At 62.8% G+C, this 16127-nt stretch carries 13 protein-coding genes; 10 read left to right on the top strand and 3 right to left on the bottom strand.

Annotated elements, in window-relative coordinates; all coding sequences use genetic code 11:
• Nucleotides 1–657, top strand: coding sequence for a YceI family protein (locus ACP7DD_RS01575; RefSeq protein WP_426172926.1), 657 nt, complete (start codon nucleotides 1–3; stop codon nucleotides 655–657).
• On the opposite strand, the gene glpD is transcribed toward ACP7DD_RS01575, so the two are convergent.
• Entirely contained in the window at nucleotides 658–2199 is a 1542-nt protein-coding gene (glpD, locus tag ACP7DD_RS01570; RefSeq protein WP_426172925.1) for a glycerol-3-phosphate dehydrogenase, read from the bottom strand.
• Nucleotides 2200–2362: 163 nt separating this feature from the next.
• Here glpD and ACP7DD_RS01565 point away from each other — a divergent pair, with 163 nt between their 5' ends.
• From ACP7DD_RS01565 to ACP7DD_RS01555, 3 genes are all read left to right on the top strand, one after another.
• Nucleotides 2363–3010, top strand: coding sequence for a phosphohydrolase (locus ACP7DD_RS01565; RefSeq protein ID WP_426172924.1), 648 nt, complete (start codon nucleotides 2363–2365; stop codon nucleotides 3008–3010).
• A 112-nt stretch (nucleotides 3011–3122) separates the two neighbouring features.
• Entirely contained in the window at nucleotides 3123–3392 is a 270-nt protein-coding gene (locus tag ACP7DD_RS01560) for a PAAR domain-containing protein (protein WP_426172923.1), read from the top strand.
• 2 nt (nucleotides 3393–3394) lie between these two features.
• Nucleotides 3395–4774: a hypothetical protein gene (locus ACP7DD_RS01555; RefSeq protein WP_426172922.1), complete on the top strand. Its 1380-nt coding sequence runs from the start codon at nucleotides 3395–3397 to the stop codon at nucleotides 4772–4774.
• Nucleotides 4775–4863: 89 nt separating this feature from the next.
• Here the strand turns inward: ACP7DD_RS01555 and tssG are convergent, their stop codons facing one another.
• The gene (gene tssG, locus ACP7DD_RS01550; RefSeq protein ID WP_426172921.1) at nucleotides 4864–5949 is read right to left on the bottom strand and encodes a type VI secretion system baseplate subunit TssG; all 1086 of its coding nucleotides are present in this window, start codon (nucleotides 5947–5949) and stop codon (nucleotides 4864–4866) included.
• Nucleotides 5913–7757 (bottom strand): type VI secretion system baseplate subunit TssF, encoded by a 1845-nt coding sequence (tssF, locus tag ACP7DD_RS01545; RefSeq protein ID WP_426172920.1) that lies wholly within the window; start codon nucleotides 7755–7757, stop codon nucleotides 5913–5915. Before tssF ends, tssG begins: the two co-directional genes overlap by 37 nt.
• Before the next feature lie 182 nt (nucleotides 7758–7939).
• Between tssF and tssK the strand changes: the two genes are divergently transcribed.
• The 6 genes from tssK (at nucleotide 7940) to ACP7DD_RS01515 (ending at nucleotide 16076) form a co-directional block, all read left to right on the top strand.
• Nucleotides 7940–9283 (top strand): type VI secretion system baseplate subunit TssK, encoded by a 1344-nt coding sequence (gene tssK, locus ACP7DD_RS01540; RefSeq protein WP_426172919.1) that lies wholly within the window; start codon nucleotides 7940–7942, stop codon nucleotides 9281–9283.
• Nucleotides 9283–12072, top strand: a complete 2790-nt coding sequence (locus ACP7DD_RS01535; RefSeq protein WP_426172918.1) for a type VI secretion system Vgr family protein — start codon at nucleotides 9283–9285, stop codon at nucleotides 12070–12072. Before tssK ends, ACP7DD_RS01535 begins: the two co-directional genes overlap by 1 nt.
• Before the next feature lie 47 nt (nucleotides 12073–12119).
• Complete coding sequence (locus ACP7DD_RS01530) at nucleotides 12120–12896, top strand: hypothetical protein (RefSeq protein WP_426172917.1); 777 nt, start codon at nucleotides 12120–12122, stop codon at nucleotides 12894–12896.
• Between the two features lie 78 nt (nucleotides 12897–12974).
• Nucleotides 12975–13958 carry an IS5 family transposase gene (locus tag ACP7DD_RS01525; protein WP_426172916.1) on the top strand — a complete coding sequence of 328 codons (984 nt, stop codon included), beginning with the start codon at nucleotides 12975–12977 and terminating at the stop codon, nucleotides 13956–13958.
• Nucleotides 13959–14412: 454 nt separating this feature from the next.
• Entirely contained in the window at nucleotides 14413–14958 is a 546-nt protein-coding gene (locus ACP7DD_RS01520) for a hypothetical protein (protein ID WP_426172915.1), read from the top strand.
• Nucleotides 14955–16076 carry a hypothetical protein gene (locus tag ACP7DD_RS01515; protein ID WP_426172914.1) on the top strand — a complete coding sequence of 374 codons (1122 nt, stop codon included), beginning with the start codon at nucleotides 14955–14957 and terminating at the stop codon, nucleotides 16074–16076. The genes ACP7DD_RS01520 and ACP7DD_RS01515 overlap by 4 nt, the downstream gene beginning before the upstream one ends.
• The last annotated feature ends 51 nt before the right edge of the window (nucleotides 16077–16127 follow it).

Here is a 16127-nt window from a genome sequence, read left to right as displayed (position 1 = left end):
ATGAAGCCGACGCGCCCGCTGCTGCTGGCCGTCCTGCTTGCAGGGTGCGCGCGCGCACCGGTGGCGCCGCCGGCGGCCGCCGACAACGCAGCGTCCTGGTATCGCGCCGCCGCAGCGGCAGGCACGACGGTGCTGGCGATCGATCCGGCGCAGTCGCTCATTGCCGTCACGGTGCGGCGCGGCGGCCCCCTGGCGCGCCTCGGCCACGATCACGTGGTGGCCAGCCGCGGCGTGACCGGCTTCGTCGCGCCGGCGGCCGGGCGAGCCGACTTCAGCTTCCGGCTCGACCAGATGAGCGTGGACGAGGCGGCGCTGCGCAAGGAAGCCGGGCTAGATACCACGCCGTCGGCGGCGGCGATCGAAAGCACCCGCGCGAACATGCTGGCCAGGGTTCTCGACGCCGAACGCTTTCCGGTGGTGGCGCTGCGCGCCGACGCAGCCGACGGAAAGCCTGTGCGGTTGGCGATCACGCTGCACGGCGTGACGCGCACGGTCGACGCCGCAGCGCTGATAGAACAGCGCCATGGCGCCGTTACCGCCAGCGGCACGCTGCGGTTGCGCCAGAGCGATTTCGGCATCGTGCCGATGTCGGTGATGGGCGGCGCGCTGACGGTGCACGACGCGCTGGAACTGCGCTACCGCATCGTGGCGCGCTAGTTAGTCCGGCGCGTCGGCCTTGCGCCCGGCGATCCAGGCATCGAGTTTTTCCGCACTGCCCGACGGCAGGTGCAGTCCCAGCTTCGAACGGCGCCACAGGATATCGGCTGCGCTGCACGCCCACTCGTGCGTGATCAGGTAATCGGCTTCGACGGCGTACAGGCCTGGCACGATTTCCGGGCCCAGGTCGGCCAGGCTGCGGCAGCCGTCGAGCATCGTCTTGATGCGGGTGCCGTAGGCGCGGGCGTAGCGCCGCACAAGCGCCGGCGACAGCCAGCCGTAGCGCTGCTGCATGGCCGCTGCCCACTGGTCGAATTCGAGCACGCCGCGGTTCGACGGCCGCTCGCCGAACAAATCGCCGCCGGGCAGGCAGGCGCGCGCGGTCCAGCCGGCGCTGCGGTTGCCCAGCAAGGGCCCGATCCAGTCGACCGCTTCCTCGGCCAGCTTGCGAAAGGTGGTGATCTTGCCGCCCTGGACGGTCAGCATCGGCGCGCCGCTGCTGTCGTGCGCCAGGCGAAAATCGCGGCTGGCCGACTGCGCGCTGGCGCCGGCGTCTTCCACCAGCGGCCGCACGCCCGAGTACGACCACACCACGTCGGCGGCGCTGATCTGCTGGCGGAAGTAGTGATTGGCCAGCTGGCACAGGTACTTGACCTCCCCCGCGCTGATCGCCACGTCATCGACGCTGCCGGTATATTCGAGGTCGGTGGTGCCGATCAGGGTGAACTCGCGCTCGTACGGAATGGCGAACACGATGCGCCCGTCCGGATGCTGAAAGATGTAGGCGTACGCGTGGTGGAACAGGCGGCGCACGACGATGTGGCTGCCCTTGACCAGTCGCAGATGCTGGCCTGGCGCGGCGCCGGTGGCGTCCTGCATGAAGCGGTCGGACCACGGCCCGGTCGCGTTGACCAGGCAGCGCGCGCTGACTTGCGTCTTGCGCCCGTCGATCGCCGTCAAGGTCGCGCTCCAGTGCAGCCGATGGCGCTGCAGGCCGCTGCACAGGGTCTGGGTCAGCACCGTGGCGCCGCGCTCGCGCGCGTCGAGCGCGGCCAGCACGACCAGGCGGGCATCGTCGACCCAGCCGTCGGAGTATTCGAAGCCGCGCGTGAACTCGCCCTTGATGACCTGACCGGCCGCGTGGCGTGCCAGCGTGACGCCGCGCGATGCCGGCAAAAATTCGCGTCGCGCCAGCCGGTCGTAGAGAAACAGGCCGGCGCGAATCAGCAGCGCGGGGCGCTGGTGGGCGTCGTGCGGCATGACGAAGCGCAGCGGCCACATGATGTGCGGCGCGCTGCGCAGCAGCAGTTCGCGCTCGATCAGCGCCTTGCGCACCAAGCCAAATTGGCGATGTTCGAGGTAGCGCAGCCCGCCGTGAATGAGCTTGCTGGAGGCCGATGAAGTATGCGCGGCCAGGTCGTCTTTTTCGCACAGCACCACGCGCAGAGCGCGCCCTGCGGCGTCGCGCGCAATGCCGGCGCCGTTGATGCCGCCGCCAACGACCAGCACATCGCAATCGATCCGTTCCATCGTTTCCCCCATCGGCCACTCCAGTTAGCCGCGACGCCTGTCATTGTGGTCCAAAAAGCGGCGTGCGTGATGACATTCTTCCGGGCCAACGCCGAGCTTTCGCAAAAGGCCGGTGCGTTGCGGATCAATTCGCGCCGCCAATCGCGCCGCGCCCGGCACTGTGTAAAATTACGCCATGACCAGCCTGCCAAACGCCCCCGGGTCCCCCGCCCACACCCGCGCTTGGGTGCGCATGCCTTCGGGCAAGCGACTCGACCTGCTCGACCCAAGCCCGGACGACTGGGAGGACGAAGACCTGGCGCTCGGCCTGGCGCGTACCTACCGCTGGGGCGGGCACTCGGCATGGCCGCTGCCGCTGTCGGTGGCGCAACACTCGATCACGGTGATGCTGCTGCGGCGCGCCGCCTCGGCCACGTCGCTGGCGCCGCTGGCCGAACTGCGCGAGCTGCTGCACGACGCCGAGGAAGGGCTGCTCGGCTTCGACTGCATCTCGGTGCTCAAGCCGTTTCTGGGCGACGGTTTTCGCGACCTCACAAGCCGGCTCGACCGCGCGGTGTTCCTGCGCTATGGCCTGCCGGCCTGGACGCCCGAAGAGCACGCCATCCACAAGCGCGCCGACCGGCTCGCCGCCGCCAGCGAAGCGGTGCACGTGGTCGGATGGTCGGCGCACGAGGTGTTGCACACACTAAAGATCACGGTGCCGCCGCTGACCTGCGATCCGCTGGCCGAAGTGTACGGCGGCCAGGCATGGGAGCCATGGCCGCCGGGGCTGGCGCGCGACCGTTTCCTGCAAGAACTGAACCGCCTGACAGCGCGTATCTAACGGCGGCGACGCCGCGCCAAGTTATTGCTCATCTTCAAGTCCGCGCGAGATGAGACGGCTACGATAAGCGATGTTCGACCATTCCCGGTCGGAAACTTCATCGGAGCCGGCCATGCCAGGTGCATTCATTCGCTTAGGCGACAAGACTTCCCACGGCGGTTCCGTCATCGAAGCATCGCCGACCACCACCTCGGGCGATATTGCCGTGGCGCGCATGGGCGACAAGACCGCCTGCCCGCTGCCCGGCCACGGCACCAACCCGATCGCCGCCGGCGACGCCACCCTGATTGTCGACGGCAAGCCGGTGGCCCGCCACGGCGACCTGACCACTTGCGGCGCCACATTGATCGCCAGCCAGCAAGCCACCAAGGACCTCATCTAGCCATGGAAAATCCGTTACGCTCCGCGCCGTCCTGGGTAGGCAACAGCCTGCTTGCCGTTGCCGTCTTCGCCACCTGCTGGACGGCATCGGTATTCTACTGGCGCTCGTCCGGCGCGACGCCGTCAGAAATGGCGATCGGCCAACTGCTGCTGGGTCTGCCGGTGGCGATCTTGCTGGCGCTGTGGCTGGGCAACAACGCGATGCGCGCGCGCCAGACCGCGGCGCCGATTGCGCAGCCCGCCGCCGCCGACACCAGCGCCCCGCGCGCCGTCCTGCCCGCCATCGCCGCCGGTGCGGTCCGGCTGCGCGGTGGCGAATCGCTCGAGGAACTGGCCGAGTCGCTGTTGTCGAACGCGGCGCCGTGCGAACTGGACATCGAGCTGACCGATGACGCCGGCTATCCGGTACTTAGCGGGCGCATCGAATCGGCCGACGATCCCTCCGCGCGCGAGGTGATGACGCCGTGGCTGGCGTTGCGCGGCATGGCCGAACTGAGTTTCAGCGACGAGCAATGGCGCGCCTTGTCGCTGGGCGGCGCGGTGGTGGCCGACCTGACCGAGCACGCGCTGATGCACCCGCTGCTGCCCGACTACCTGGCGGCCGGCCCGTCCGAACGCGCCGCCGTCGCCTTGCCGCTGCTGCAACTGCGCCCGGTGTTGCCATCCGGCTGGCCACTGCCCCAGCGCCAGGCCGCCGCCGACTGGTTCCTGCACCTGGTCGAGCAGCAAGGCTGGCCGGCGCAGCGCTTGCAGCTCGCTGCAGGCGAAGAGGCCGCCTTTTCGCTGGTGGACGTCCTGGCGCGCTCCACCAGCCTGACGATGCTGGTGGCGTGCGACTCCTACATCGGCGAAGACAGCGTGCGCGACTGGAGCGAGCGGCGCGTCCTGTTCTCCGGGCGCACGCCGCGCGGCCAGGTGCCGGGCGAAGGCGCGGCCGGCCTGCTGCTGGCCGACGCCGTCCAGGCGCCGTTGCTCGGGCTCGATGGCGTGGCGGCGCTGCAAGGCGCCTGTGACGGCCAGCGTCCGGGGTCGGCCGATGCACCCGGCAACATCAATACCGAGATGCTGAGTTGCCTGAGCCGTCATGCGCTGCAGGAGAGCAAGACCGAGCCCACCGCCATCACCGCCATATGCGCCGACGCCGACCTGCGCCCGACCCGCGTCGGCGAGCTGATGGGCGTGGCCAGCGCGCTGCTGCCCCATCTGGAGCTGGCAACGCAGATGATGAGCGTGGGCGCCTGCTGCGGCACCGTGGGCGCGGTCGGCCCGGTGGCGGCACTGGCGCTGGCCGGCCACGACGCGCTCGCCAACGGCGGCGAGGTTCTGTGCCTGAGCAATTCGGACAGCCACTACCGCTGCGCGCTGCTGGTGCGGCGCGCCTGATCGCCCTCCAAAAGCTGGTGTCAGGTCTGACATTCGGACATTTCTCTCTGAAAATGTCCGAATGTCAGACCTGACACCAGCTTTTGCGTTTAGATAGCGTTGATTTCGTAGCGCACGTCGCGCCGGTCGGCGCCGCCGGCGCTGTCGCCGAGGAATGTATCCCAGCCGAGCAAGCCGCCTTCGCGCTCCGATCGCAACTCCACGCAGTGCACGTCGGCGGCGCGCAGCACAAGTTCTACTTCGTATTCCAACGTGAGGCCGGTAAACATCGTCAGCATCTTGGCCAGCACGCGCGCCGCCTTGCCGCCCGGCAGGAAAGCGACGAAGTTGGCGCGCGCGAGCGGCCCGACCGTCAGCCGCAGGCGCAAGTCGCGCTGCCACGCGCGCGCGCCGACGACCGCGCCGGCGCCCAGCACGGCGTTGGCGCCGCCAAGGTTGCTCTGCTGCTCCAGCGGCATCGCGTACCAGTTGCCGACGAATTGCCTTATGACGACCGGCACGCCAAAATACTCGGCCATCACGCGCGCGATTGAGCCGGCCGACGTCGGCCGGTGCAGCAGCGCGCCGCAGAAGTAGCCGAGCGACTCGTCGCGCAGCCCTTCGCCATCGGCGTCGTCCATGCGCCGCTGCAAGGAGGTGTGGCCGACGCCGGCGAGCGCCAGCAGCAGCGGCAGGAACTGGTCCTTGCCGTCGAGCTGGTACTTCAGTTCCAGCCGATACTTTTTCCAAGCTTCGTAGAACAGCGCCAGGGCGCGATTCGAAAACGTGTCGACAAAGGCGCGTGGCCCTTCATCCTTGTCGAACAGCTGGTGGGCGGCAATGCGTTCGGTGTAGTGCGCCGGCAAGGTGCCGGCCATGCCCAGCATGCCCATGAAGGCGGGCGTGACGCGGATGTATTTCAGTTCGGCGCGCTGCAGCGCCTCGCCGAGCGACTTGGCGTCGCGCGGCAGGTCGCGCGGCTCCGGCTGCACAGCTTCGATCTGGCTCGGCGGAAAGTTGAGCGAGACAGAATTCTGGAAGCGCAGGAAATTGGCCACCGCGCCTTCATGCGGCACGCCGTGACGCTTGAGCCACAACTCCAGCATCCGCACCGCCTGGAAATACTCGAAGCGATGCGGCTCGGCGAACAGCCGCTCGATTACACCAGGTTCAAATCGCCGCTTCGTGGTGAGCATCGCAACAGTTCCTCCCCGTTCTTCTTCGATACGACCACCAGCTGGGTGAAGCTGTTGGCATGCACGTACAGGCCGAGGAATCGCTCGACGATGTGGGCGAATGCATGGATGCCGCTGCCGACAAACGCCTCTTCGTCGATCGTCAGCCGCACTTCGACGCCGCGCACCAGGCACGGAAAAGGATTGCCGGGCAGCCAGGCATTGGCGGGCTTGTGGGCAATCGCGTCGATGCCGCTGATCTGGCGCTGCGAGATGGGCGAGCGCGGCAAGTCGTACAAGGTCAGCATTTCGCGAAACGCCTCCAGTCCGCCGCCGGACAGCGAAAGGTGGTTCAGCGACAAGTGCGAGATCAGCCGCCAGTGCGCGCCGCGCCCGCGAGGGAAGCGGTACGTCGGGCTCGGCTTGCGCAGGAAGCTGACCGCGCGGATGTGCGAGCCGCCCGGCAAGAACAGGTCGCCGCCGCGCACGCCGTACGTCAGCGACGCCGGCAAGTCGCGGTTGGTGCAGGTCAGGTCAATGCTGAGCGTGTCGGTTTCCACTTCGGCCGGGTCGAAATCGATGTCGACGATAGAGATCGCGGTTTCGAAGCCGGGACTTTTTTCTGACAGCGCGTCGTCGCGCCGCAAGACCCAGTAGTGGCCATTTTTCTCCGGCGTTTGGCCGTGGCGTAACGAATAGAACGGGCCGAAATCGACTACCGACTCGCCCTGCGGCGTCTGCCGCACCAGCCGCACGGAGTCGATCGAGTGAATTTCGTAGGCGAACGCGCGGCGCCCATCGGCCAGCACCGGGTAACTTTCGCAGGTGTGGGTCAGCCGGATCGGCTCGCCGCGCTGGCTGAACAGGTTGATCACCGGCGTGCAGCCCAGCAGCACGTTGTTGGCCGACAGCGTACCGAGCATGCGCGCCGTGTTCGAGTCGGTCCGCAGTCCCGCCAGCGCCAGGTGCAAGGTCACCTTTCGGGTGCCGGCCGGCAAAGCGGCGGAGATGGTGGCCAGGTCGATATCGAAAAAGTTGAACTTTTCGGGAAAGCAGAAATACTCCGTCAGCAGCCGGTATGCCGGTTGCGAGCGGGCGGAAAAGCTGATCAGCGCGTCTTCCTCGGCGAAGCCGGCCGGCTTGACGGGAATCGCCGGCAGCGCGATCCAGCGTCCGCTGCCATCGGCCTCGGCGTAGGCTTTCACCGCGCGCATGAACAGCGCGTCGCGCAAGGCCGCGCAAAACGATGGCTCGCCATCGATAAACACGCGCAGCGACGCCACGCCGAGCTGGGCGAGCGACACCTGGTCGGTGGTGGTCTGCAGCGTCAGGCTGAGGCAGGAACTGGCGCCGGCCGGCGCCTGTGCTGCCTCGGGCGCTTCCAGGATCGCCGAAAACGTTGCGCGATTGAGTTCAATCGGCGCGACCGTGATCGGATATGACGTGCGGAAAACGCAGATTGTCCCCTGTACCGGGCGCGACGTCATTTCCGTGCCGCGCGGGATTTCGCTGGCCGCGGTCAGCTGGACGGCGCCGCCGCTGCAGTCGAAATGCGCAATCGAGCACGACGGGAACGGCCGCAGGTAGTGCGGGTACAGCACCTGGAACAGCGCCTCGGTAAACTGCGGATAGTCGTCGTCGAGCCGCTTCGACACGCGCGCGTTGAGCAACGCGAACGACTCGATCATGCGCTCGATGTGCGGATCTTCGCATACCTCCCCGGCGATCAGCAGCCTCCCGGCAATCTTAGGATAGCGCTCGGAGAACTCGCGCGAGTAGCGGCGCAAAAAGCCCAGTTCGCGTTCGTAGTAGGGCAGCAATTCTTCCACGATGTGTCCGCTCCATTTTTCGCCCGCAACAGCGGCGCCAGATGTCGAATTTATTGCCTCCCGAACTCGTTTGGCTTGATCGAGAACAAAAGCAGGCAAGCAATTTCCCGGTGAAATGGTTTCTTGGATCAAGACACTATGCGGCGCCGACGCGCCTCCTCCCTCCCGAACCAAGGATCATGATGAGTACTGCGAGCAAAGTCTTGTGGGGCGAAGGGCTGTTCCTGCGGCCGCAACATTTCCAGCAACAAGACCAGTACCACGAGCACCGGCTGCACGAGAGCATCAAGGCGCTGCACCCCTACGCCTGGGGCGTTGGCCACGCCCAGTTCGACCGCGAAGCGCTGGCCAGCAACACCTTGCGCGTGCTCGAGCTGTCGCTAGTGTTCCCCGATGGCGAAATTTACAACGCGCCCGGCAACGACGGCCTGCCCGAAGCGGTCGACCTGAGCGAAATCGGCCCCGGCCAGACCGTCACCTTCCACGCCGCCCTGCCGGCGCTGAAGCACTTCGGCGGCAACTTCACGCCAGCCGGCCAGACCAACAACAGCGCCCGCTACGCCCAGCGAACCAGCGAAACGCCCGACCTGTACACCCAGGCGGCGCTGGCCGAACTGACGTACCTGAAGAAAACCCTGCGCCTGGTGTCGGAAACCGAACCGCGCGACTCCTACGTCAACTTTCCGCTGGTGCGGCTGCGCCGTGTGTCGACCGGCGGCTTCGAGGTCGATCCGACCTTCATCCCGCCGAGCCTGTCGATCCGCAGTGCGCCGCTGCTGATTTTGCAATTGCGCCGGCTGATGGACGCGCTGCAGGCAAAGGTCAGCGCCCTGCATGGCCATCACCGCGAGCCGAGCAAGAACGTCATCGAGTACCGCTCGGGCGACATGTCGACCTTCTGGCTGCTGCACACGGCCAGCTCGGCGTTCGCGTCGCTGACCCATTACTTCCAGCACCCGACCTTTCACCCGGAGCGGCTGTACCAGCAGCTGCTCGGCCTAGCCGGCTCGCTGATGACGTTTTCTAAGAACTATGTACTGGCCGACTTGCCGGCCTACCAGCATGCCGATCCCGGGCCCTCGTTTGCCCAGCTGCACCTGATCATCCGCGAGCTGCTCGACACCGTCATCTCGTCGAAATACTTCGCCATTACCTTGACCGAGACGCGGCCGTCGTATCACCACGGCGTGCTCGACTCCGGCAAGATCGACGAGCGCACCGCCTTCTACCTGGCGGTCTCGGCCGACATGCCGGCGCTCGAGCTGGTCGACGTGGTGCCGCTGCGCTTTAAGGTTGGCGCGCCGGATGATGTGGACAAGTTCGTGCTTTCCGCGATGCCCGGCGTGCGGCTGCAGCATGCGCCGCAAGTGCCGGCCGCGGTGCCGGTGCGCCCCGACACCTGCTATTTCACGCTCGACAGCAAAGGGCCGATGTACGAGCGCATGTTGCAGGCGCAGTCGATCGCGGTCTACGTGCCGTCCGGAATGCGCGACCTGAAGCTCGAACTAGTGGCGGTTGCTTCCTGATGTCGGCGCCCCTCATCTCCGCACTCGGCTTTTTTGGCACCGGCCTGAGCCAGAACGCCCGGCTGATCACGCTGGCCACCGCGCAAGACTCGACGTTGCCTGAATCGCTGATGGCCGAACGCTTCACCGGCCGCGAAGCTGTCAACGAGCTGTTCTGCTTCGACGTCGACGCGCTCAGCGTATCGACCGACCTCGAACTCGACCAGTTTCTTGGCGAAGAGATCACCATCAAGCTGCTGCAGGCCGATGGCAGCCGCCGCGCCTGGCATGGCATCTGCACCGCCGCCGGCTGGGTGGGCGCCGACGGCGGCGTGGCGCGCTACCGGCTGCGGCTCGAACCGGCGCTGCACCTGTTGCGCGAACGCAGCGACAATTACATCTTCCAGGACAAGAACGCGCAGGAAATCGCCATCGAGCTGCTGGCCGACTACCCGCAGGTTCGGCTCGAATGCGACATCGGCCAGCCGCTCGCGCCACGGCCGATTTGCACGCAGTACCGCGAGACCGACTTCGATTTCCTGCAGCGCGTCCTGGCGTCCGAGGGCCTCAGCTGGCGTTTCGAGCATGAGCAGTCCGACACCTCTTCTTCGACCTCGCAGGCGAAACACAAGTTCGTCATCTTCGACAGCAAGGCGGTTGTTCCGGACGTGCCCGGCGATGCCGACCTGCGCTTCCAAGGCGTGCGCGCGACCGACACGCAAGATGCGATCGACCAGTTCGCCGCGGTGCGCCGGATCGCCCCCAATTCGGTGACCAGCAGCAGCTGGCATCCCGACGAGCTCATCGCCCCTGCCGCTGAGCGCGTGTCCGGCCTCGACGCCGGCGAATTGCCGGTGCTGGCGATGCACGACGGCAGCGACGAGCGGCGCCACGCCGATGCGATGGCTGCACAGGCGCATAGCGAACTGGTGCTGCAATCGCACGAGCTCGACAATAAGCAATGCGAAGGCGCCGGCGCGGTGCGCCAGATGGCCGCCGGACATGCCTTCCAGCTGACCCAGCATGAGCGTTTCGGCGATGAACGTTACACCGTGCTTTGGGTAGTCCACGAAGCGCGCAACAATTTTGAGCCGGCGCTGGCGCGCGCCACGCAGCATCAGCTCGAAAACGGCATCTATCGCAACAGTTTCGGCTGCGTGCGCGAGGCCGCGGCCATCGTTCCCGCCGCAATCAGGGCGCGCCGCAGCATCGCAGTAGGCTCCCAGACGGCGTTGGTGGTTGGGCTGCCGGGTGCGGTAGCGACAACCGGTCGCGACCATCAGGTCAAGATCCAGTTTGCCTGGCAGCGCGGGACGAGCCCGAATGCCGGCGGCGCCGCGCACAACACCGATCCAAGCGGCAATGCCCCCGGCAATGATGCCTCAGGCGCCTGGGTGCGGGTGGCAGAAGCGCTTGCCGGCCCCAACTGGGGCACCCAGTTCACGCCGCGTATCGGCACCGAGGTGCTGGTCGACTTCGTCGAAGGCGACATCGACCGGCCGCTCATCGTGTCGCAGCTGTACACCGGCAATGACGAGCCGCCCTACTCTGCCGGCGTCGATGCGAGTGCCAACCATGCCGGCGTGCTGTCTGGCATCCACAGCCGCAACTTTGATGGCGGCGGGTACAACCAATGGCAGATCGACGACACCCAGTCACAACTGCGCACGCGACTGGCAACCAGCACGGCGGCGACCCAGCTCAATCTGGGCTATATCGTCCAGCAGCCGGCTGGCTCCGCCCAGCGCGGCAACTACCGCGGCAGCGGATTCGAACTGCGCACCGATGCATGGGGTGTGGTGCGCGGCGGCGACGGCGTGCTGATCTCGACGGCGGGGCGCAGCGGAAATGGCAGTGGCGCCGGCTCGACACAGCTCGATGCGGCCGAAGCCATCTCGGCGATGAAAGGCGCATCCGAACTGAGCAAGGCGCTGGCTGATGCCGCGGTTCAGCAAAATGCGCTGACCAGCAAGGATGGACTGGAGGCTCAGAAAAAGTTCATCGACTTGCTCGATCCGCAGGAAAAGGGAAAGCACGACGGCGCCTTCAAAGCGAAGCCAGGCAGCAGGGATCCCGATTCGTCCAAGCCGGTGGAGAAGTTCGGCGCCCCGCTGATGCTGATGGATTCGGCCAGCACCATCAACTGGGCAACGCCGGCGTCGACGGTGTTGTATGCCGGCCAGCACGTGCACTGGACGACGCAATCCGACACGCACTACACCGCCGGCCATACGGTCGCGTCCGTCGCAGGCGGCGCTGCTTCATTCTTCACGCACTCCGGCGGTATCCAGGCCTTCGCCGGCAATGGCCAGTTGTCGCTGCAATCGCACACCGACCAACTCGAGATCCTTGCCGACAAGGCCATTACGGTCATCTCGGTCAACGATTCGATCGAGATCCGCGCCAAGGAAAAGATCGTGGTCCAGGCTGGCCAGTCGGCCATCACGCTCGAGGGCGGCAACATCACCTTCGCATGCCCAGGAAATTTTACAGTCAAGGGCGGGCAGCATCTTTTCGATCGTGGCGGTCGCAAAGGCGCAAACCTGGCGAATCTTCCAAGCGAAACGCAAACCGAATCTCACTGGATCGCGCTGCACTATCTCGATCCAGAAACCGGTGAGGGAGTCGGGGGAGCGGACTACGAGATTCATTTGGAAAAAGGCGGCGTGCTGACCGGCACGCTCGACTCAAGCGGCAAGGCGCGCCATGACAACGTTCTCAACAAACCAGTCAAAAAGGTGTTCTACAAGCCACGAAAGCCCACCAAAGAAGATCCAGCATCAGCGCTCGAAAAAATAGCGAACAACTAATCCACTTTTGCGTCCCGCGTTAAAAACCTTTCCCGAGGCTGACCCTAATGGCTGAAGTCGTCCAAACAACACAATTGAGGGATGCCCTTGCGTGGGCAACGAACGAACCCGAACCCAAACATGAGGCCAGCTCGAATCCGTTTGTATGGTTCTGGGAGGCGGTGGAAGGCGACTTCAACGAGAACCGCACTACGGGACAAATTTTGGTGGACGCAGGCATATCGATGATTCCGCTCATCGATCAGGTCTGCGACATTAGGGACCTTATTGCTGACTGCAAAAAGATCGGCAAGGCACCCGCAGACTCTTGGACATGGGTTTCCTTGCTCCTGACTTTAATTGGTCTGTTTCCAAGCTTGGGATCGCTTGCGAAAGGAGTCTTAAAGATCTTCTTCGCCTTCATCCGCCGCGAGGGCGGACTAGCAGTTGAGAAAGCATTGAATGGCGCAATGACCTGGGTGATAACTTTCCTAAGGCGTAGAGATGTACAGCTTTTCCTGAAGTCGAAACGAGTCGACGAAGTTTTCCAATGGCTGGCAGATGAGTTGAAGTCGCTGCGCGGGAAGATCAATACGGCTGCCGTGATGGCGGCATTCGATCGAGGAATCAAGGTGCTCGATACGCTTGCGAGCCGCGTCAACGCTATTCCCGTTATTAGCGCGAAGGCCAAGGCAGCGCTAGAGCAAGTGAAAAGCGTCCGCGAAGTCGCCGACAAATACATTGGAGCTGCGCTCCAACCAACCCAACGGCTTGTCGATAAAGTAATTGCAAAACTAGAGCTTCAGATATTGACGAAGCAACATGCCATTCTAGGGAAGCACTGATTTATTCTTCCGGAACCCGTTCCGGTCGCTGGCAAGACCTGCGACAATAATGCCATCGCGACCACCGTCCAGTTGATCATGCAGAAGAGTTTTTCCGACCTCGAATACGCCGCCAAAAAGAAGCTGACCCGGCGCGATCGCTTCCTCGCGAAGATCGACAGTGTCACGCCTTGGTCGAAATTGCATGAACTGATCGAGCCGCACTATCCGAAGGTAGAAGGCGCTGGCCGCCCGCCGATCGGACTGGCGCGCATGCTGCGCATGTACGTGGCCCAGCAGTGCTTCGGCCTGTCTGACGAAGGCATTGAAGACGCGATCTACGACAGCCAGGCGATTCGTGCCTTCGTCGGTATCGACCTCAATCGCGAGTCGGCGCCGGACGCGACGACGCTCTTGAAATTTCGTCGACTGCTTGAGACCCATGAACTCACACGTAAGATCTTCGAGACGATTAACGGGCACCTGGCAGCGCAGGGTTTGATGATGCGGGAAGGTACGATCGTCGATGCCACGCTGATCGCGGCACCTCCATCGACCAAGAACAAAGACAAGAAACGCGATCCAGAAATGCACCAGTCCAAGAAGGGTAACGACTGGCACTTCGGGCTGAAAGCCCACATCGGTGTGGACTCGGCGTCTGGCCTCGTACACACCGTGATCGGCACTGCCGGCAACGTGTCGGACGTCACGCAGGCACACGCACTGCTGCATGGTGATGAAGTCGCGGCGATGGGCGACGCCGGCTACCAAAGCGTCGAAAAACGCGAAGAAAATCTTGGAAAAAGCGTGACCTGGCACGTCGCGATGAAGCGCTCCAAACGCAAGGCGCTGCCCAACAACAAACTCGGCCGCATGACGGAAAAGCTGGAGCACTTGAAGGCCAGCGTTCGCGCGAAAGTTGAGCATCCATTCCACGTTGTGAAGAACCTCTTCCGCCATCGTAAGGCGCGCTATCGTGGCCTGGCGAAAAACACCGCGCAACTGTTCACGCTGTTCGGCTTCGCTAATCTGGTGCTGGCTGGCCGACAATTTAGGGTCTCTGAAACCCGAGCTCCGTCCTGAGGACGGAAGCACAGGGAAAATGCATCAAAAATGGCAAAATTCGCCGGTTTGACTGCTTGAGAATGAAAATTGAGGCACCCCAAAAACGCGGCTCTGTTGCGCGCGTCGACTGCGCAGAAATCGTCAATTGTTCAGCGCTTCCCTAGATACGGCGAACATTCACTATCGCGGTGTTCTCCCGGAATCCCATGCAATTGCCCTCATGCGCAAGCGGAAGCCGGGATATTTATCCTCGGCGGGTGACCGCTTTCATCGTCCCGTTGAGGCATTAAATGCGAGACAGTTAGTAGTTCGAATGTCATCCCATCGAGACACGAAAGGCAACAATAGAACACCGGCCGATCAATTTCCGAATCTGAACAATCAGAGTATCGCGTCATTTCACACATTGAGGGCAAACGTGATTCACGGACCTGCCCGACTATACCGAATCGTTTCGCCAAGTAGCCGCGGCATGAGCGATTGTTGGATCTCGGAAGAAATTTTTAGGAAACTGCAAAGCTCTCCTGACCCTAAGGCAGCCTGGCGGCGGCACCTCGGGGTCTGGCCAGACTGGAATGCCAATGGACAGTTTGCTAACTATGATGTCAAAGCAGGAGAGAGGCTGAATACTTGGGCAGGGATGGCTTCTAGTCAGACAAAACAGGGATTGCCGGAACACCATCTTGAAGGAGGCTGGGAGCAAATAGTATTTAATATTCCCAAAGGGGATGCTCGCGCCGACACAATTACTTATTTCAAGAAAAACGGAAAAAAGGAATCCTTGGGCAAGTCTTTAACACAAGCAGAGGCCGATGCGCTCACAGCTAACATGAACAACCGACAGAAAACAATATTCTTCGAAAATCACCTGGCAATTCGTGAAAAAATTAACCACCCGAGCATTTCGGGACCCTTTGAAACCGGGTGGGGATACACCGATTTCGATGGTCCAGGATTTTCAGGAAAAATTGGCATTCCGGCTTTGCCGGGCCAACTTACCAACGGAGCGGCGAGATGAATATATCAGTATCTAATCCGAACGAGCTAAAGCTAACCGCTTGGCAGCGAAAACAAGCCGCCATGCTCTACCACTTCGCATCACTGGATTATCTTAAAGGCCTCCACAGGATGGTGTCAGACTTGATGAACGGCTTTATCGACCCCTTGCTGTCTGCTGCTAAACAGCAGGGCCGCGATTCGGTTCTAGTGGATCCGCGTTGGGGCACACGCAACACTGTGGCAAATTGGTCAAATAACGCTTGGCCATTTTTGAAGGACTTTCAAGCATCGCTCGTTAAAGATATGGCTGGCCGCGCGCTGGAGCGCTACGCAAAGTCTGGTACGAATGACTGCTTTCGCGCCATCGCAGAATATTCAACACAGTGGGCGACGGTTGAAGAAGAAGACGCTTTTGAGAGGATAGTAAGAGAAATCAGCGACTATGCAATCATGCTCGACCAAACCCTTGATGATTACCATGACAGCCGTTGGTCTGACTTTGGATTTCACCACATATACGCGAAGTTCGTGTTGGAGCACCCGAAACTGCCACGCTTTCGCATAAGGACGGACGTAACCGGCCAAAGTGGAAAAACGCCCGGTCGAACAGGCGTTTATGTCTCTCAAGACGACCCAAACGCATCGCTTCAATTTGCATGGATGGGAAATGGCGGCGGCAAGCTGCGTCCGTCCAAGACGTTTAGTGATATTGGAATCGAGGCGCTTAAAAAAATTGGCAGAGACAATCTCTGGATCGATGAAGAGAAAATGTTTGAATTCGCCACCAAGAGTCAATGGGTGAAATTATTCGAGCCGACCGTCTACATGTTAGGGAAGGAACATCGGGATTTTGCGGCTCTGGCTATCGCAGACGAAGCGTTCGTGGACCGGCCATGCAACTGGTATTTCGTGGAAATTATGGAAGGTGAATTTGACGACGCTATGCCAGATGAAGCGAAAGCCGAAATCACGCTGCTAAAACAAGTGATAGGCGGTGAGATGTGTAGAACCTCTGGATTCTACTTCACTCCTGCACACGCAAACTCGCGCCGACGCCTCACGCAGGGAGAACGCGCTCCAAATTTTGATTCGGCATACGGCAAAACCATCTGGCAATGGGACCCGACGCAATCTTAAAACTCGAGGGGCACCGAAACTTTTTGAATTCAGCCAAAGCGGTCCTGCTCG

It is taken from the genome of Massilia sp. TWR1-2-2 (assembly GCF_049897565.1).
Taxonomy (GTDB): Bacteria; Pseudomonadota; Gammaproteobacteria; order Burkholderiales; family Burkholderiaceae_D; genus JAFCUW01.
The sequence above is the reverse complement of the archived record's forward strand: the minus strand, read 5'-3'. Positions and strand labels throughout refer to the sequence as shown.